The organism is Actinocorallia aurea, assembly GCF_054783995.1.
Window position 1 is genome coordinate 568,065 of sequence record NZ_BAAGPQ010000012.1, and the last position, 17,138, is coordinate 585,202.

The window sequence follows — 17,138 nt, forward strand, 5'->3', positions numbered from 1 at the left end:
ACGTCTGCATTAACGGTCAATGCGGTTGTAGGGAGAGGCCTGTGGAGGGCACCCGGGAACGGCTCATCACCGCCGCCGAGGAGCTGTTCGCCGCCCAGGGCGTCGACGCGGTGAGCCTGCGGGAGATCGTGCGCAGCTCGGGGGCGCGCAACGCGACGGCGTTGCACTACCACTTCGGCGACCGCGACGGCCTGGTGCGGGCCGTCCTGGCCAAGCACACCCCGGGCGTCGAGGCGCGGCGGCACATCCTCCTGGACGCCTACGAGGCCGCGGGGGAGCCCGACGTGCGCGCGCTGGCCGGGGCGCTGGTCCGCCCGCTCGCGGCCAAACTCGCCGATCCCGACGGCGGGCCGTCCTACCTGCGGCTGCTCGCCGACCTCGCCAACCGGCCGCGCCCCTGGATCGACCCCGCGGCGATGGAGGACCCCGCCAACAGCCTCTACCGGTGGCGCGCCCTGCTCACCCCGCTGCTGGACGAGACCTCCCTCCAGCTCCACCGCCGCTTCGTCGCCTACCGGTTCACCATCACCGAGCTGGCCCGCCGCGCCCAGGCCGCGCCGAGCGCCGACGCCCGCCTGTTCACCAGCCACACCGTCGATCTCGTCGCCGCGCTGTTGCGGGCGTCGCCGTCGCGGGAGACCGCCCGGCTCACCGAGGGCCGGCCCCGCCCCTGACCCGTACCGGCGTGCCGCGATCGCGGTCGTTGCCCGGATCGTCGCTCTACGTGATCATCGGATGATGAAGATCAACTACACCGTCCGCGGCGTGATCGGCATCGCCGTCGCGGGCGCGCTCGCCGCGGGGGCAGGCGGGATCGCGGTCGGCGCCGTGGGCGCGGCCCCCGCGGCGGCGCCCCGCGCGGCGGTCGAACCGCTGGCCGGGGCCCTGGGCTTCAACGTCGTCGTCGAACGGGACGCCCGCGTCACGAGCAACGAGAACGAGGCGACGCTCGCGATCGGCGGCGACCTCGTCATCGGCGGCACCTACAACGTCGGCAACGAGGGCAGGGGAGGCCACACGTTCACCGGCGACGCCGAGCCGACCGGCCTGCTCGTCGGCGGCGCGGTCGACTTCGACCACAGCCTCCAGAGCGGCGTCGTGCGGGTCCTGGACAACATGTACGTCAAGGTCGGCGCCGTGTCCAGCGCCGACGTGCTGATCAGCGACGCCAACAACGCCCGCGTGGACACCCGCGTCGTGGACGAGGGGGACGGCTACGACGGCACCCCGCACGTCGAGCTGACGACACGGCAGCCGGTCGATTCGGTCTCCCGGGCCACGGGCCTGGACTTCACCGCGCTGTTCGCGGGCTTCCGCGCCAAGTCCGACGAACTCGCCGCGTGCGAGAACACGGTGGTCCTGCGCGACTCCAGCGGCACGCCGCTGCCCGACCAGAGCGACGTGCCCGACGGGAGCGACGTCAGGATCGAACTGGCCGAGAACACCACGAACGTCCTCGACATCACCGCCGAGAACCTCTCCCACATCGCGAACATCGTCTACGACCCCGCCCCGTCGGCGGACACTCCCCTGCTGGTCAACGTCGACACCAGCGGCGTGGAGGACGAGTTCATCTGGTCGGTCGGCACCGACAACATCTCGAACACCAGCGCGCCCTACGTCCTCTGGAACTTCCCCACCGCCACCAGCATCACGATGCCGCAGGGCGGCGACAGCCTTGAAGGCACCCTCTACGCTCCGCGCGCGCACCTGACCGACCTCGACTCCTCCAACATCGAGGGCGACATCGTGGTGGCCGAGCTGACCCACGGATCAGCCATCGCGAACGGCGGCGAGTTCCACTACGCCCCGCTGGCGGCGACGTTCGACTGCGGGTCGATCACACCCCCTACGGACGATCCGACAGAGGAGCCCACCGACCGGCCCGCGGGCGGATCCGGGGGCGGCCTCATGGTCGAGAAGCGAGCCGACCGCACGCACGCCGACGTCGGGGACCTCATCGACTTCACCATCACCGCGACCAACGTCACCGATCGAACGAGGCAGGAGACCCTCACCGACGATCTGACCGATCTGCTCAGGTCCGCCACCGTCGTGGGCACCCCGACGGCGTCCCTGCCCGCGCTGACCTACGACCCGCCTCTGCTCGCGTGGAACGGCGAACTGGATCCGGGCGAGAGCGTCACCATCAACTACACCGTCCGGACGAGCAAGGAAGGGGAGATCCGCAACGTCGTCACCTGGCCTGGCGGCAGCGACTGCCTCGAGGTCTGGGTCTGGGACCGGGACCGGCCGGGACCCGACCCGACGGGCGGGCCCTGCTACGCCCACGGCAAGCCGCCCAAGAAGCCGGGGCACTGGCACCCCTCGGACCCCTCGCAGTAACGCACAAGGCACCGCGTCCAGGGCCGCGCATCCTCTTCGAGGAGGCGCGGCCCTGTCGCGTCACGGGTCAGCCGGGGAGGCCGGCCCGCTCGCCGAGCACGGCCAGCACCCGGCCGAGGGCCGCGCGCTCCCGCGCGGTGAGAGGCGCGGTCAGTTCGGCGTCGAGGGCCCGGGCCGTCTCGGCGCAGGCGGCGAGCAGCTCCCGGCCGCGCGAGGTGAGGGTGAGGACCTGCCGTCGCCTGTCGGCGGGGTCGCGGACGCGCTGGAGGGCGCCGAGGCCCTCCAGGTGGTCGGCGAGGGAGACGACGAGGCTGGGCGCCACCCCCATGGCGCGGGCCACGTCGAGCTGTGAGGCGCCGCAGCCCGCGTCGAGGAGTGCCAGCAGGCCTGCGTGCTTCGGCTTGAGGTCGAGGGGTGCCAGCGCCGCGGCGAAGCGGTCGGTGACGACGGAGCCGAGGGTGCCGAGCCGGAAGGCGACCGTCTCCGCCAGCGCGGAACCGCCCTTGACATCGTTCATGTCTGACATGGTAGCTTCCCAAATCATTTAGTGGCTGAATGATTTGGTATGTGAATGCCATGGTCGGCTCCGCGCGCGCGGCCCGACCCGAGGAGAACGCAGATGCTCACCGGACGTCCGCTCTACGACGCCAACGAAATCCTCGCCTTCCTCCTGGAGATCGTCTCCTTGGGCCTGCTCGCCTGGTGGGGCTTCACCAGGGAAGGCCCGGTCCTGCTGCGCGTGCTCCTCGGCGTCGGCGCGCCGCTGGTCGGCGCAGTCTTCTGGGGGCTGCTCGCCGCGCCCAAGGCGAGGTTCCGGCTTCCGATGCCTGCGGTGCTCGGTGTGAAGACCGTGTTCTTCCTCGCCGTCACGCTCGCCCTGGCCGCGGTGTGCGGCACCACGGCCGCCGTGGTCTTGGCGGTGGTCGTCGCGGCCAACCTCACCGTGGCGACCGCGCTGCGCTGAGCCGCCCGGCGGTGTCCCGGGTGACCCGGGAGGGCCCCGCCGGCGCCGGGACGCCGGGCGGGTTGTCCCAGGCGGGACGGGACACCGCTCCCGCGAGCGCGGGCCGCCGGGAGTGGGACGCTGGGCGGGTGCCTCCCGACAACCTCCCGGCGCCGAGTCCGGCCGACCGCGTGCTGCGCGCCGCCGCGGTGCTCGCCGCGGCCTCCTCGCTCGCCGCGGGCGCGGCCTCGGCGTGGCTGTCGGCGGCGAGGCCGCCCGGCCCGGTCCCGGGAGCACTGGACTGGGGCTACTGGAGCTCGCTGAGCGCGGGCCTCGCCTTGGTGGTTCCCGGGGTGCTCCTCGCGCTGCGGCTGCCGCGGCTGTGGCTGGGCTGGCTGCTCATCCTCGCGGGCGGCAGCTCCGTCGCCGCCGCCTTCGGCGGCGGGTATGCCGTCCACTCTCTCCTCGCGCACGGCGGAGACCTGCCGCTCACCGGCCTCGCGCTCTTCGCCGGGGGCAGGTTCGGGCCGATCATCCACATCGCCGTCCCCGCACTGCTCGTGCTCTACCCGACCGGACACCTCCCGCGCGGCCGGACCCGGTTGCTCGGCGCCGCCTCGCTGATCACGATCGTCGGCGCCGTCGGCATGATCCTCATGCTGCCGTGGGCGACCTACACCGCGCAGGACCCGCCGGGACCGGACCTCGGCCGCTACGACCTCGACCTGCTGACGCCGCCGTTCGTGCCCGACGCCGTCTGGGACTCGTACGCCTCGCCCGTCTTCGTCAGCGTCGCCACGGCCTCGCTGTTCGGCGGCATCGCGGTGTTCTTGGGCCGGTTCCGCGGCGCGGACGCCGAACTGCGCGCGCAGCTGCGGTGGATGCTCCTGGCCGGTGCGTTCGTGGTCGGCTCGATGGTCGGCACGATGCTGCTTCAGATCCACTTCCCCTATGACGGGAAGGACGGGTTCAGCGTCTTCGTCGACGCGGTGTTCGTCCTGGAGAACGGGCTGCTGGCGGGCGCGGTGCTCGTCGCCGTGACCCGGTTCCGGCTGTACGACGTCGACCTGCTCATCCGCTGGACGCTGCTGTACGGGGCGCTCGCCGCCGCCGTCGTCGGGATCGACCTCGCCGTCTTCGTCGGCGTCGGCGCCCTGGTGGAGGACAGGGTCGCCGGGGTTTTCGCCGCAGCCGTCGTGGCGGTCCTGTACTCACCGCTCCGGGTCCGGCTCCAGCGGCTGGTCCGGCGGATCCTCACCGGCCGCGAGGAGCCGTACGACGTGGTGTCGGCGCTGGCGCGGCGGCTGGAGGAGTCCGCGGGGCCGGACGACCTGCTGGAGGCGACGGCCCGGAGCGTCGGCGCGGCCTTCCGGTCCCCTTACGTCAGGGTCGAGCTGGACCGTCCGGACGGGGCCGCGGTCGTCGTCGAGGAGGGCGTACCGGGTCCTGGCATGGTCGTCCTGCCGTTCGCCTACCGGGACGTGCCCATCGGCCGGCTCACGCTGGTGCCTCGGCCTGGCTCGCCGCTGTCGGACGCCGACCAGCGGCTGCTCGCCGACGTCGTCCGGCAGGCGGCCGCCGCCGCGCGCGCGACGGCGCTCACCGAGGAGCTGCAGCGCAGCCGGGAGGAATTGGTGAAGGGGATCGCCGAGGAGCGGCGAAGGCTGCGGCGGGACCTGCACGACGGGCTCGGGCCGGCCCTCGCCGCGGCCGGACTGAAGATCCATGCGGCGCGCAACCTCGCACGGCGCGACGCCGCGGCGGCCGACCGGACCCTGCACGAGGTCGGCGGTGACCTCGGGACGGTCCTCGCCGACGTCCGGCGCCTCGTTCACGACCTGCGCCCGCCCGCGCTCGACCAGTTCGGCCTGGTGGGCGCGATCGAGCAGCAGGCCGCGCGCTTCACCGGGGGAGCGCTCGCGATCGGGGTGGTGGCCGAAGGGGACCTCGGGGCGCTGCCCGCCGCGGTGGAGGTCGCCTTGTTCCGGATCGCGGGAGAGGCGCTGAGCAATGTCGCGCGGCACTCGGGTGCGGGGCGCTGCACCGTAAGGCTGGACATGGAGGAGGGCACGGTGCGGGTGGAGGTCAGCGACGACGGCAGGGGCGTGCCCGAGCGCGCGCTGGCCGGGGTGGGCCTTGTCGCGATGCGCGAGCGGGCCGAGGAACTGGGCGGCAGGTGCGCGATCGCGCCGCGGCCCGGCGGAGGCACCCTGGTGCGCGCGGTCATCCCGGTCGGCGGTCCGGCATGACCCCACGCGTGCTCATCGCCGACGACCACCCCGTCTACCGCGACGGCCTGCGCCTGATGCTGTCCTCGACCGACGAGGTGGAGGTGGTCGGCACCGCGGCGGACGGCGCCGAGGCGCTCGCGCTCGCCGCCGAACTCGTCCCGGACGTGGTGGTGATGGACCTCCAGATGCCCGTCCTCGACGGTGTGGAGGCGACCCGCCGCCTGGTGGCGTCCGCGGACGCGCCGGGGGTGCTCGCGCTCACCATGCACGACGACGACGAGAGCGTCTTCGCGGCGATGCTCGCCGGAGCGCGCGGCTACCTGGTGAAGGGCGCCGACCAGGACGAGATCCTGCGCGCGATCACCTCGGTCGCGCACGGCGAGGTGATCTTCGGTCCGGCGCTCGCGGCCCGCGTCACCCGCTACTTCGCGCTGCTCGCGACGGCGCGCCCTCCGGAGGAGGAGCCGTTCCCGCAGCTCACCGCGCGGGAGCGGGAGGTGCTCGAGCTGATCGCGGCGGGGCTGGCGAATCCGCAGATCGCCGAGCGGCTGTTCCTGTCGCCCAAGACGGTGCGCAACAACGTCTCGGCGGTCTTCGCCAAGCTTCAGGTGGCCGACCGCGCCCAGGCGATCGTGCGGGCGCGCCAGGCGGGCTTCGGCCGCTGAAGCCGAACCTTACTGGGTAAAGGCGCGCAGCTCGGCACTTCGGCAGGAATCCCGCGCCTTGGGAGATCTTGACGGTGAAGTTCCCTCATGTTTCGATCCCGATTGCATGGTTTTCCTACTGGGATTGTGGGTGAGTCGCGGTGTCCGTGTTCCGTAAGCTCGTGGCCGGGGCGGCCGTCGTCCTGGCGACGGGACTGCTCAGTGCGGTGCCGGGGGCCGGCGCCTCCGCCGTGCTGCCGACGGCCGCGGTCGCGGTCGGCGACAGCTTCATCAGCGGCGAGGGCGCGGGGAACTACCAGAACGTGACCGATGTCCAGGGCGTCTCGCAGGCCTTCCCCGGATGGTCGGCGGCCAACTCCAACGCCTACTTCTGCCACCGGTCCGCGAACGCCTCGATCAACAAGGCGACCCTGCCGGGCATCCAGAACCGCTACAACATCGCGTGCTCGGGCGGCAAGCCCGCCGACATCGCCACGAACTCGATCGCCCGCGACAAGGGCCGCAACGTCACCGCGCAGCTCACCCAACTGCGGGCGATCGCGCAGACCAACGACATCGACGTCGTCCTGGTCGGCCTCGGCTCCAACAACAGCTCCTTCACCTTCGGCGACGTCGCCATCGGCTGCGCCACCCGGTTCGCCGCCGACGCCTGGACCGGCTGGTGGGAGTTCTGGGCCTACCTGAACGGCCCCGTCGAGCAGGAGCCCTGCACCGACGACGACCTCGCGACGACCGCCGAGTTCGCCTCCGCCACGTCCGAGACCACCGCGGCCTTGCGTCAGCTGCTCACCACGCTCGACGAGATCGACGCCGACGGCCAGCACCGCGTCGTCTTCCAGGACTACACCAACCCGCTGCCCTTCGACGTCGCGACCGACTACCTCACCGAGGCCGACGCGGTCGGCGACGAGCGCGACGACACCCGCGACAAGTTCCGCGCCCTCGGCTCCGAGCGCTACGAGGCGGGCTGCCCGATCCACCGGGCGAGCCTGGCTCCCGGCCACACCTTCTCCACCCGCCTGGGCGGCCTGGTCAACGCGGCGTTCACCACGCTGCGCGCCGAGTACCCGGGCGACGACCTGCAGTACCTGAACGTCCAGCAGGCCTTCGACGGCGCCCGCCTCTGCGAGAAGAACGGCAGCCCGGCCAACGCGCTGGCCAGCCCGATCCGCCTCCAGGACGGCGCGACCGGCACGTTCCTCACCACCCTCGACGGCTTCGACAAGATCGACATCCAGCGCATCGCCAACGCGTGCGTCTCCTACTACCAGACCTGCCAGGAGTCCTGGCACCCCAATGCCGCGGGCCACGCCGTCCTCGGCCAGTGCCTGAGCGCCGCCGTCGCCTCGACGACCCGCTCCGTCAAGTGCGTGCGCAACTCCACGACGGGAGCGCTCACTGTCTCCTGACCGTCCGCCTCCCGGACCCGGCCGACGCGATCGCGCGGCCGGGTCCCGGTGTCTCCGGGCCCTTCTGCGCTCGGAGTTCTCCTGGGCCGAAGGCCTGCCGCGCCTCAGGGGCCCTCGGCGGTGTCCCGCTGGGCGTGCCAGCGCGCGACGATGGTCGACAGCTCGGAGTCGAGGAAGAGGAAGAAGTCCTGCATGTCGGCGAGGCGGCGGCCGCCCGGGGTGTCGGGGCCCGCGGCCTTCACCCCGTCCTGGGTGAGCGTGGCCAGCACCGCGTAGAAGCCGCCCTTGGCCGTCACCTGGTACCAGGTGTCCTCGTAGAGGCTGTAGGCGTGCTCGCGGGAGCCGGGCAGGGGATGGCGCCGCAGCATCTGGATCTGGATGAGGTAGCGGACCGCGCCGGAGATGGCGCCCGCGCTCGCGTCGAGGATCTCGCGGAGCCGCGCCGCGGTGAGGACCTCCTCGTTCGAGGCCATGAACGTCATGAGCACACGGGCGGCCATCTTGGGGAAGCCCCAGTCGGCCCACACGAGCGCCATCCGTTCGACGAAATCCCTGACCGCCGCGTCATCCCGCTGTTCCATGCGGCCATTTTAGCTTGTTCAGAACATTCACAAGTTAGTGAAAGCAGAGTAGCTTGTGCATCATGAGCGATGTCATCGAGGTCTCCGGCCTCGTCAAGGACTTCGGCCCCACCCGGGCCCTCGACGGCCTCGACCTGGCCGTCGTCCCGGGCGAGGTCCACGGCTTCCTGGGCCCGAACGGCTCAGGGAAGTCGACGACCATTCGCGCCCTCCTCGGCCTCCTGCGCACCGACGGCGGCACCGCCCGCCTGCTCGGCGGCGACCCCTGGAAGGACGCGACCCGCCTGCACCGCAGGCTCGCCTACGTGCCCGGCGAGGTCACCCTGTGGCCGCACCTGTCGGGCGGCGAGACCATCGACCTGCTCGGAAGGCTGCGCGGGGGAGCCGACCCGGCCAAGCGCGCGGCCCTGCTCGACAGGTTCGAACTCGACCCGCGCAAGAAGGGCCGGGCCTACTCCAAGGGCAACCGCCAGAAGGTCGCGCTCGTCGCCGCCTTCGCCTCCGACGCCGAACTCCTCATCCTCGACGAGCCCACCTCCGGACTCGACCCGCTGATGGAGGAGGTCTTCCAGGAGTGCGTCCGCGAGGCCCGTGCCGCCGGGCGCACGGTCCTGCTGTCCAGCCACATCCTGTCCGAGGTGGAGCGGCTCTGCGACCGCGTCACCATCATCCGGTCGGGCCGGGCCGTCGAGTCCGGGACGCTCGCGTCCCTGCGCCATCTGACCCGGACCTCCGTCGAGGCCGACCTCGCCTCGCCGCCGGACGGGCTGGCGTCCCTGCCCGGGGTGCACGACCTCGTCATCGAGGGGAACCGGCTGCACTGCCAGGTCGACACCGACCGGCTCGGCGACCTCCTCGCCACCCTTGTCCCGCTCGGCGTGCGCGGGCTGGACAGCCGGCCGCCGACCCTGGAGGAGCTGTTCCTGCGGCACTACGAGAGCGCGGAGTCGTCGGCATGAGCGCGCTGGCGGGCACCGCCCCGCTGCTGCGGATGTGGCTGCGCCGTGACCGCGTCATGATCCCGCTGTGGGTCCTCGCCCTCACCGCCACGGCCTCCGGGACGGCGAGCAGCTTCGCGTCCCTGTACGGGACCCCTGAGGAACTGCACACCTTCGCCGCGGGCATCGCGGGCAACGCCGCCACGGTCGCGCTGTACGGGCAGGTCCACGCCGAGACCGTCGGCGGGCTCGTCGCCTGGCGCAACGGCGTCATCGGCGCGGTGCTGGTGGCGGTAATGAGCGTGCTGCTGGTCATCCGGCACACCCGCGCCGAGGAAGAGGAAGGCCGCCTCGAACTGGTCGGCGCGACGGCCGTCGGACGCCGCGCGCCGCTGACCTCGGGCGTGCTCACCGCGGTCCTCGCGGGCGCGGTACTGGCCCTGCTCACCTTCCTCGGCCTGCTCGGGACGGGCCTCGCCGCGACGGGGTCGGCGGCGTTCGCGCTCGCCTGGTTCGCCTCGGGCCTGGTGTTCACCGGTGTCGCCGCGGTCACCGCCCAGCTCAGTGAGAGCGCCCGCACCGCGCGCGGCATCGCCTTCGCCGTTCTCGGCGGGGTCTACCTGCTGAGGTCGGCCGGGGACGCCGCAGACGCGCCCTGGCTGAGCTGGCTGTCGCCGCTCGGGTGGGCCTCGCTGCTGCGGCCGTTCGCCGATGAGCGCTGGTGGGTGGCGGCCCTGTCGCCGCTGCTCGCCGCCGCGCTGCTCGCCGCCGCCTTCGTCCTCGCCGGACGCCGCGACGTCGGCGAGGGCGTCTTCCCGCCGCGCCTCGGCCCGGCCGCCGGGACGCTGTCGGGCTCCGGCGCGCTCGCGTGGCGGCTTCAGCGCGGGTCGTTCCTCGGCTGGCTCGCCGCGTTCGTCATCTACGGCGGCGTCATCGGCGGGATCGCGCCGAGCGTCGCCGACCTGGTGGGGGAGAGCGAGGCGACGCAGGAGATCTTCGCGGCGCTGGGCGGGGAGGGCGCGTTCACCGACGCCTTCCTCTCGGTGACGTTCGGCATGCTCGCGCTCATCGCCACGGTCTTCACGGTGCAGAGCGTGCTGCGGATGCGCGGTGAGGAGACCGGCGGACGGCTGGAGCCGCTCCTGGCGACCGGCCTGAACCGGATCCATTGGGCGGGCGGGCACGTCGTGATCGCCGCCGCCGGGACCCTCGTCCTGCTGACGGCCGGGGGCCTGACCACCGGTGTCGTCTACGGCCTGGCGAGCGACGACCTCGGCCAGATCGGCAGGCTCGCGGCAGCCGGCGCGGTGCAGGCCCCGCCCGCGTGGGTGGTCGGCGGTGTCGCGGTCCTGCTGTTCGGCGCGCTGCCCCGGCTGGCGTACGCGGTCTGGGGCGTCTTCGGCGCCTGCCTCCTGCTCACGCTGGTCGGCCCGATCCTCGACCTGCCCCGGTGGGTCCTGGACGCCTCGCCGTTCGCGCACGCCCCGGCACTGCCGGGCGGCGAGATCGAGCCGCTGCCGATGACGGTCCTGGTGCTGCTCGCCGCGGCGCTGGGCGCGGCCGGCCTCGCCGCCTGGCGGCGCCGCGACCTCACCCCCTGAGCCTTCCGTCGATGAAACGGCCCCGCCTTGGCGGGGCCGTTTCACTTGCGCGCGGTGATCTGCTGGACGGCCCAGCCGTTGCCGTCGGGGTCGGTGAAGAAGAGGAATCCGACGTTGTCCAGGTCGTCGCCGAGGTCGGAGGGCCGCTGGCCGTGCGGGCCCAGCACCATGATGTCGCTGGTCTCCACGCCGTTCGCCAGCAGTTCGGCGTGGGCGGCGCGGACGTCGTTCACGACGAGTTGCAGGCCCTGGAGCGTGCCCGGGGCCATCGGGCTGAGGCCTTTGGCGATCACGATCGAACAGCCTGATCCGGGCGGGGTGAGCTGGATCAGCGTGCGGCCGTCGGGGAGCGGCGTCTCGTGGTCGATGTGCCAGCCGAGGCGTCCCGCGTAGAACTCCTTGGCGCGGGCGGCGTCGGAGACGGGCACGACGACGACTTCGAGGGTCCAGTTCATCCGTCGCCCCTTCCCCGGGAGCGCCCACAGTAACCTTACTAGGTAAAGGCGCCGGATCGTGCGGCGTGGCGTATGTCTGGAATCGGGTTACTTGGGAATGCTGCGCACATGAGTGACGAGCAGATCCTGGACCGGATCAAGCGCATGATCGCCGAGGAGCACGAGCTGCGGGACTCCACCGAGCCCGGCCACGCCTCCCGCGTCAAGGCCATCGAGGAAGAACTCGACGTCTGCTGGGACCTGCTCCGCCAGCGGCGTGCCGCCCGCGAGTACGGCGCCAACCCCGGCGAGGCGCATGCCCGCCCCGCCCGCGAGGTCGAGGGCTACCAGCAGTGAGCCGCGCGGCCCGGCGGGCCGGCGGCCGGGGGAGGGCTTAGACGGCAGCGGGGCAGGCGAGTCACGGACTGCATGAGCGGGACCCCTCCCTGAAGCGAGCCGCCGCCGCGGGCCGGCTCGGCGGGGTGTCGCCGCGGGCCTCGTTCGGGGGCGCCTGTCCGGCCGGCCCCGGCAAGCTCCGCCGGCGACGCGCGAGTCCGTGAAGGCGGCCAGGAGGACCTCTGCCTCAGTGCTCGGACCGGCTCGGCCCGCGGGCGCGGGTCGCCTCCGGCAAGCGGTCGACCCGCGCCCCGATGCCTTAGGAGAGGACCTGCTGGTCCTCATGTACCACAGCATGTCCGGCCGCCCCAAGGACGTGCGGATCGGCGCTCAGCGGTAGGTGCGCAGGTTCTCCGCGTCGCCGGTGAAGTGCGCGTGGTCGTTGAGGGTGAGCAGGCTGAGGCCCCGCGACCCGGCGAGCAGCGTGGTGACCGAGGTGTTGACCATCACCCGGTTCACCGCGACGACCCCGGCCGGCGGCAGGTCGAGCAGCGCCCCGCAGATCGCCGCGATGACCCCGCCGGAGGTCACCGCGATGCCGTCGCGGCCCCTTCCGAGGCGCGCGGCGAACTCTGTGACGGCGGCCAGCGCACCGCCGGAGAAGGCCCGCCACCCGTCCGGCGCGTCCTGCTCGATCCAGGCGAGCAGAAGCCGATCGAGCGTCTTCTGCGGGTCCCCGCCGCTCGCGACCTGACCGCCGGACACCAGGGTGATGAACTCGTACTCGTTCAGCCGCTGGTCCTCGCCGACCGGCTCGGCGGCCCCGACCGCCTCCGCCACGGCGCGCGCGGTTTCCCGCTGCCGGGTGAGGGATCCGGCGACGACGAGCGGGTCGCGCGGCTTGCGCGCGGCGAGGGCGCGTCCGGCGGCTGCGGCCTGCTCGGGCCCGATGGGGGACAGGACGTCGTAGTCGGCGGCGCCGAACGACGCCTGGGCGTGCCGGACCAGGTGGATGACGGGCATGGCAGAGGACCCCCGGAAGATTGGGCGCGCGGCGGCGGAGCCTTCGACGTTACCGGCGCGGCCTGGGGAGACGGGAACCGGGGGCGTCAGGCCGCGCCGCGGGGATAACCGGCCTCCGCGTCCTTGGCGCGCAACTCGTCGAGTTCCGCCCGGTCGAGGTCCGCCAGGATCAGTCCGGGCGCGGTGCGGGTGGGGGAGAGGCGGCTTCCGTCGGGGTGCCACGCGCCGCTGCCTCCGCAGGACTCCCAGTCCGCGGCGAGGCCCGCGGGTCCGCTGGGGTAGTTGGCGGCGACGGCGTACATGCGGTGGTCCATGGCCCGGGCGGCGAGGTGCAAGTCGAAGCGGCGCGGGTTGTCGTAGAGCACGGACGCGGCGTACACCTCGGCGCCTTGGCCGGCGGCGGCAGCGGCGTGGGAGGGGACTCCGGCGTCGTAGCAGATGGGGAGCGCGACGCGCCATCCGTCGACGTCCAGGAGGGGCCCGACGGGGGCGGGGACGAAGAGGTCGTTCTCCGGCCCGTGCAGGTGCTGCTTGCCCTGGACGAGGAGGCCTCCGTCGGGAAGGGCGGCCAGGGAGGCGATCCAGAGGTTCTCGGTGGAATGCCGGTAGGCGGCGCCCACGACGGCGGTGACGCCTGTTGCTCGGGCGGCCTCCCGGACGGGGTCGAGGCGTGCGTCGTCAGCGGTGACGATCTGGGCGGGGTCGGTGAAGAGGCCGAGGTCGTAGCCGGTGAGTGCCAGTTCCGGGAAGAGCACGAGCCGGGCCCCGGCCGCTGAGGCCTCCCGCACGGCGGCGGCCGCGGCGCGGGCGTTCGCGGGGATGTCGCCCGGCGCGGACGGGTACTGCGCCAGCCCGACGCGCAACGTGTTCATGAAGCTCCTCGCCTGTGCCTTACTACGTAAAGGCGCCGGGGTGCGGACAGCTCCGACGCCCCCTGAACAACTTTAGAGGACTAAAGACTCATCAACCCGGAGAAGCCGGGTGCGGGCCCTGTGACGCCGGTGCGCCACGGCGACGCCAAGCCTCGTGCCGACATGACGTCACTTCTGGCTTGACGTGACGTCACTGTGGCGTCATAGTTGAGGCATGGACCTGATGCCGTATGTGGAGAACCTTCGCCGCGAGCTCGCCGTCGCCGCGGAGCCGGGAGGGCCTGAGGCCCGCGCGCTGGCCGAGAGTCTCGGCAGCGTTCTCGAATCGGCCGCCCGCCTCACCCTGCTCGAGGCGCTCTCCGCGGCGGCGGACGAGATCACCCGCGATCTCGCCCCGGGCTCGGTCGACGTGCGGCTGCGCGGCGGCGATCCGGCGTTCGTGGTGATGGCGCCGCCATCGGCGCCGTCCGCGGAGAGCGCGATGGGCGGTGAGGCGGAGACCGCGTGGGAAGCGGGGCCGCCGCCCGCCGAGGAAGGCGCCACCGCGCGCATGACGCTGCGGCTGCCCGAGCACCTCAAGTCCCGCGTGGAGGAGGCGGCCGGACGCCAGGGCATCTCGGTCAACGCCTGGTTGGTCCGCGCGGTCGCGGCGGCCTTCGAGTCCGGTCCGCGTCCCGCGGGCCGACCACAGCAGACGCAGTCCGGGCGCGGCTACACGGGCTGGGTGCGCTAGCCCCGCCGTCCCGCACCCGCCATCTCTCATCGCCCGGCGCAGTGGCCGGGATACTCCATCGAACCCGCGAGGAGGGCTTCGCCATGCCTACTTTCGACACTCCCGAGCCGATCACCGCCGACATCGACGTCTACGTCGGCCAGGTCCAGATCCACGCCGGCGACCGCGCCGACACCGTGGTGGAGGTGCGCGCCAGCGACCCCGCCAGCGAGGCGGGTGTGCAGGCGGCCGAGCAGACCGTCGTCGAGTTCTCTGACGGTCGGCTGCTGGTGAAGGGACCACGGCCCAAGGCGCTGGGGTACCTGCGGTCCTGGCGCGGCTCCATCGAGGTCACCGTGGAACTGCCGGCCGGCTCCCGGGTCAGCGGCGAGGGGGCCGTCACGAGCTTCATCGCCACCGGCACGCTCGGCCAGACCGTGCTGAAGAGCTCCAACGGCGATCTGCGCCTGGAGGAGGTCGGCTCGCTGGAGGCCCGGGCGGCCAATGGCGAGATCCGGGTAGACCGCGTGAGCGGACCCGTCGAGGTGACCTCCTCCGTCGGCGGGATCCGGATCGGCACCATCGACGGCGCGGGCAGCGTGAAGAACTCGACCGGCTCCGTCACCATCGGCGAGGTGACGGGCGACCTCCAGGTCAAGACCGGCGTCGGTGACATCACGGTCGGCCGGCTGCTGGCCGGCCTGACCGCCAAGACCGCGCACGGCCGGACCCGGATCGACGCGGCGGTCAGCGGCGCCGTCCATGTAGAGGGCGGCCACGGCAAGGTCGGCGTCGGCATCCCCGAAGGCACCGCCGCCTGGCTCGACCTGCACTCCAAGAACGGCGTGGTCCGCAACACCCTCGCCGGTACCGAAGGCCCCGAGGCCGCCGACTCGGTGGTCGAGGTGCACGTGCACACCAACTGGGGCGACATCGACGTCCACCGTTCCTGACCTCCCACCCCCTGCTAGGAGCCCCCTCATGAACGATGTGATCACCGCCGAAGGGCTGGTCAAGAAGTACGGCGGCGTGAACGCCCTGGACGACCTGAGCTTCGGCGTCCCTCAGGGGTCGGTGCTCGCGCTCCTCGGCCCGAACGGCGCCGGCAAGACCACGACAGTGCGCATCCTGACCACGCTGCTGCCCCCCGACGGCGGTCGCGCCACCGTCGCGGGACACGACGTCGTCCGCGACGCCCGGCTGCTGCGCGCGCACATCGGGCTGTCCGGCCAGTACGCGGCGGTCGACGAGCACCTGACCGGCGCGGAGAACCTGGAGATGGTCGGGCGCCTCTACCACCTGGGCGCCAAGCGCAGTAGGGCCCGAGCCCGCGAACTGCTGGAGCGGTTCGACCTCACCGAAGCAGCCGACCGGCCCGTCAAGGGCTATTCCGGCGGCATGCGCCGCCGCATCGACCTCGCGGGGGCGCTCGTCGCGGACCCGCCGGTGCTTTTCCTGGACGAGCCCACCACGGGCCTGGATCCCCGCGCCCGCGCGGCGCTGTGGGACACGATCTCCGAGCTCGTCGCCGGCGGCACCACGGTCCTGCTGACCACGCAGTACATGGAGGAGGCCGACCGCCTCGCCGACCGGATCCTGGTGGTCGACCAGGGCAGCGCCATCGCGAACGGCACGCCCGACGAGCTCAAGGACCAGGTCGGCGGCAACCGGATCGAGCTGACCGTGGGCGGCGCCGCCGAACTGGAGGCGGCGCAGCAGATCCTCGCCCGCTTCCCGGTCGGCACCGTCCGGGCGCAGCCGGAGGCGCTCCGGCTCGTCATCTCGGTCACCGACGGCCCCGAGTCGCTCCGTCTGGTCCTCGGCTGGCTGGCCGACGGAGGAGTCCGGGTCCGGGACGCCGGGCTGCGCAGGCCCACCCTCGACGACGTGTACCTCACGCTGACCGGCCGCCAGGCGGTCGGCACCGCCCCCCAGGTTCAGGAGGCCTCCTGATGAACGCGCTCACCCTTCCGGTCGTCGACGGCTGGACCATCACCAAGCGCAACGCCCTGAAGATCCGGCGGTCGCCGGATCTGCTGGTCGGCGCGATCTCGCTGCCGATCGTGCTGGTGCTGCTGTTCGCCTACGTCTTCGGCAGCGCGATCGACGTTCCGGGGGTGTCTTACAAGGAGTACCTCCTGCCCGGCATCTTCGTGCAGGCCGTGATCATCAGCGCGCAGATGACCGGCTACACGCTCACCCTCGACCTGCAGAAGGGCATCTTCGACAGGTTCCGCTCCCTGCCGATGGCGCCCTCCGCGGTCCTGATCGGCCAGACCGTCAGCGATCTGCTGCTCAACCTCGCCGGGCTCGTCGTCATGGCGGTGATGGGCCTGGTCGTCGGCTGGCGCGTCCACACCTCCCCAGGGGAGGCGGTCCTCGGCTTCGGGTTGCTGCTCCTGTTCGCCTATGCCTTCTCCTGGCTGACCGCCACCGTCGCGCTGGCCCTGCGGACTCCGGAGAGCTTCAGCAGCATCGCCAACATGGTCTCGCTGCCCCTGGTGTTCGTCTCCAGCGCCTTCATCGACAGCTCCAACCTGCCGGCTCCGCTGCGCGTGGTGGCGGAGTGGAACCCCGTCTCGACCTTCACCCAGGCCTCCCGCGAGCTCTTCGGCAACACCAGCACCGCCGCGCAGACCTCCGACGCCTGGCCGATGCGGCACGCCGTACCGGCCTCGCTCCTCTGGATAGCCGTCATGCTCCTCGTCTTCGTCCCGCTGGCGACCCGCCTCTACAAGAAGGCGGCCAACGCCTGACCCTCGCCCCGGCACGAGGCGCCCCACCCCGGGAGCGCCTCGTTCGCCTCGCCCCCGAAGCCGGAAGACCGGCACGGCGGCTGCGATCAGGACGTGGGCCGTCGAGGTCGCTCGTGTCGCCGCGGCCCAGGCGGTGCGCGGTGGCTCCCGCATCGTGATCCCGGTGCACATCAGCGGTGCGGCGGCGGCCGGTCGAGCCGCTCGGGCGGAAAACCGGTTGGCGCGGGGGAGGGCCTCCTGCTAGCTTTCCGGAGGCCGTGCGAGAGAACGAGGAGGTGGTACCCGTGGACG

General features: G+C 72.7%; 18 protein-coding genes. 13 read left to right on the top strand and 5 right to left on the bottom strand.

The genetic code is table 11. The features are described 5' to 3' along the window. Nucleotides 1–41 precede the first annotated feature (41 nt). Together ACYVOM_RS15175 and ACYVOM_RS15180 are read left to right on the top strand one after the other, a co-directional pair. Nucleotides 42–674 (top strand): helix-turn-helix domain-containing protein, encoded by a 633-nt coding sequence (locus ACYVOM_RS15175; RefSeq protein ID WP_460303992.1) that lies wholly within the window; start codon nucleotides 42–44, stop codon nucleotides 672–674. 64 nt (nucleotides 675–738) lie between these two features. Continuing rightward, nucleotides 739–2,346, top strand: a complete 1,608-nt coding sequence (locus tag ACYVOM_RS15180) for a collagen-binding domain-containing protein (protein WP_460303993.1) — start codon at nucleotides 739–741, stop codon at nucleotides 2,344–2,346. Nucleotides 2,347–2,413: 67 nt separating this feature from the next. Here ACYVOM_RS15180 and ACYVOM_RS15185 read toward each other — a convergent pair whose 3' ends face one another. Beyond that, nucleotides 2,414–2,863, bottom strand: coding sequence for a MarR family winged helix-turn-helix transcriptional regulator (locus ACYVOM_RS15185; RefSeq protein WP_460303994.1), 450 nt, complete (start codon nucleotides 2,861–2,863; stop codon nucleotides 2,414–2,416). Between the two features lie 102 nt (nucleotides 2,864–2,965). On the opposite strand from ACYVOM_RS15185, the gene ACYVOM_RS15190 reads away from it, so the two are divergent. The 4 genes from ACYVOM_RS15190 to ACYVOM_RS15205 all read left to right on the top strand — a co-directional run bounded on the left by ACYVOM_RS15190 (nucleotide 2,966) and on the right by ACYVOM_RS15205 (nucleotide 7,594). After that, nucleotides 2,966–3,310 (top strand): YrdB family protein, encoded by a 345-nt coding sequence (locus ACYVOM_RS15190; protein WP_460303995.1) that lies wholly within the window; start codon nucleotides 2,966–2,968, stop codon nucleotides 3,308–3,310. 128 nt (nucleotides 3,311–3,438) lie between these two features. Continuing rightward, nucleotides 3,439–5,538: a sensor histidine kinase gene (locus ACYVOM_RS15195; RefSeq protein WP_460303996.1), complete on the top strand. Its 2,100-nt coding sequence runs from the start codon at nucleotides 3,439–3,441 to the stop codon at nucleotides 5,536–5,538. After that, nucleotides 5,535–6,185 carry a response regulator gene (locus ACYVOM_RS15200; RefSeq protein ID WP_460303997.1) on the top strand — a complete coding sequence of 217 codons (651 nt, stop codon included), beginning with the start codon at nucleotides 5,535–5,537 and terminating at the stop codon, nucleotides 6,183–6,185. Before ACYVOM_RS15195 ends, ACYVOM_RS15200 begins: the two co-directional genes overlap by 4 nt. A gap of 140 nt (nucleotides 6,186–6,325) precedes the next feature. Beyond that, the gene (locus tag ACYVOM_RS15205; protein WP_460303998.1) at nucleotides 6,326–7,594 is read left to right on the top strand and encodes a hypothetical protein; all 1,269 of its coding nucleotides are present in this window, start codon (nucleotides 6,326–6,328) and stop codon (nucleotides 7,592–7,594) included. A 104-nt stretch (nucleotides 7,595–7,698) separates the two neighbouring features. Here ACYVOM_RS15205 and ACYVOM_RS15210 read toward each other — a convergent pair whose 3' ends face one another. After that, entirely contained in the window at nucleotides 7,699–8,175 is a 477-nt protein-coding gene (locus ACYVOM_RS15210; RefSeq protein WP_460303999.1) for a GbsR/MarR family transcriptional regulator, read from the bottom strand. 62 nt (nucleotides 8,176–8,237) lie between these two features. Here ACYVOM_RS15210 and ACYVOM_RS15215 point away from each other — a divergent pair, with 62 nt between their 5' ends. Both ACYVOM_RS15215 and ACYVOM_RS15220 read left to right on the top strand, forming a co-directional pair. Next, nucleotides 8,238–9,134, top strand: coding sequence for an ABC transporter ATP-binding protein (locus ACYVOM_RS15215; RefSeq protein ID WP_460304000.1), 897 nt, complete (start codon nucleotides 8,238–8,240; stop codon nucleotides 9,132–9,134). Next, a complete protein-coding gene (locus ACYVOM_RS15220) occupies nucleotides 9,131–10,714 on the top strand; it encodes an ABC transporter permease (RefSeq protein ID WP_460304001.1) in 1,584 nt (527 codons plus the stop codon). Before ACYVOM_RS15215 ends, ACYVOM_RS15220 begins: the two co-directional genes overlap by 4 nt. 41 nt (nucleotides 10,715–10,755) lie before the next feature. Here the strand turns inward: ACYVOM_RS15220 and ACYVOM_RS15225 are convergent, their stop codons facing one another. Then, complete coding sequence (locus tag ACYVOM_RS15225; protein WP_460304002.1) at nucleotides 10,756–11,169, bottom strand: VOC family protein; 414 nt, start codon at nucleotides 11,167–11,169, stop codon at nucleotides 10,756–10,758. 108 nt (nucleotides 11,170–11,277) lie between these two features. On the opposite strand from ACYVOM_RS15225, the gene ACYVOM_RS15230 reads away from it, so the two are divergent. Next, nucleotides 11,278–11,505 carry a DUF2630 family protein gene (locus tag ACYVOM_RS15230; protein ID WP_460304003.1) on the top strand — a complete coding sequence of 76 codons (228 nt, stop codon included), beginning with the start codon at nucleotides 11,278–11,280 and terminating at the stop codon, nucleotides 11,503–11,505. Nucleotides 11,506–11,874: 369 nt separating this feature from the next. Here the strand turns inward: ACYVOM_RS15230 and ACYVOM_RS15235 are convergent, their stop codons facing one another. Next, the gene (locus tag ACYVOM_RS15235; protein ID WP_460304004.1) at nucleotides 11,875–12,507 is read right to left on the bottom strand and encodes a histidine phosphatase family protein; all 633 of its coding nucleotides are present in this window, start codon (nucleotides 12,505–12,507) and stop codon (nucleotides 11,875–11,877) included. 86 nt (nucleotides 12,508–12,593) lie between these two features. Further along, the gene (locus ACYVOM_RS15240) at nucleotides 12,594–13,379 is read right to left on the bottom strand and encodes a carbon-nitrogen hydrolase family protein (RefSeq protein ID WP_460304005.1); all 786 of its coding nucleotides are present in this window, start codon (nucleotides 13,377–13,379) and stop codon (nucleotides 12,594–12,596) included. A 214-nt stretch (nucleotides 13,380–13,593) separates the two neighbouring features. Between ACYVOM_RS15240 and ACYVOM_RS15245 the strand changes: the two genes are divergently transcribed. The 4 genes from ACYVOM_RS15245 to ACYVOM_RS15260 all read left to right on the top strand — a co-directional run bounded on the left by ACYVOM_RS15245 (nucleotide 13,594) and on the right by ACYVOM_RS15260 (nucleotide 16,847). After that, entirely contained in the window at nucleotides 13,594–14,112 is a 519-nt protein-coding gene (locus ACYVOM_RS15245) for a toxin-antitoxin system HicB family antitoxin (RefSeq protein ID WP_460304006.1), read from the top strand. 83 nt (nucleotides 14,113–14,195) lie between these two features. After that, nucleotides 14,196–15,044, top strand: coding sequence for a DUF4097 family beta strand repeat-containing protein (locus tag ACYVOM_RS15250; RefSeq protein WP_460304007.1), 849 nt, complete (start codon nucleotides 14,196–14,198; stop codon nucleotides 15,042–15,044). Between the two features lie 28 nt (nucleotides 15,045–15,072). After that, nucleotides 15,073–16,044, top strand: a complete 972-nt coding sequence (locus ACYVOM_RS15255) for an ATP-binding cassette domain-containing protein (protein ID WP_460304008.1) — start codon at nucleotides 15,073–15,075, stop codon at nucleotides 16,042–16,044. Next, nucleotides 16,044–16,847 carry an ABC transporter permease gene (locus ACYVOM_RS15260; protein ID WP_460304009.1) on the top strand — a complete coding sequence of 268 codons (804 nt, stop codon included), beginning with the start codon at nucleotides 16,044–16,046 and terminating at the stop codon, nucleotides 16,845–16,847. Before ACYVOM_RS15255 ends, ACYVOM_RS15260 begins: the two co-directional genes overlap by 1 nt. The last annotated feature ends 291 nt before the right edge of the window (nucleotides 16,848–17,138 follow it).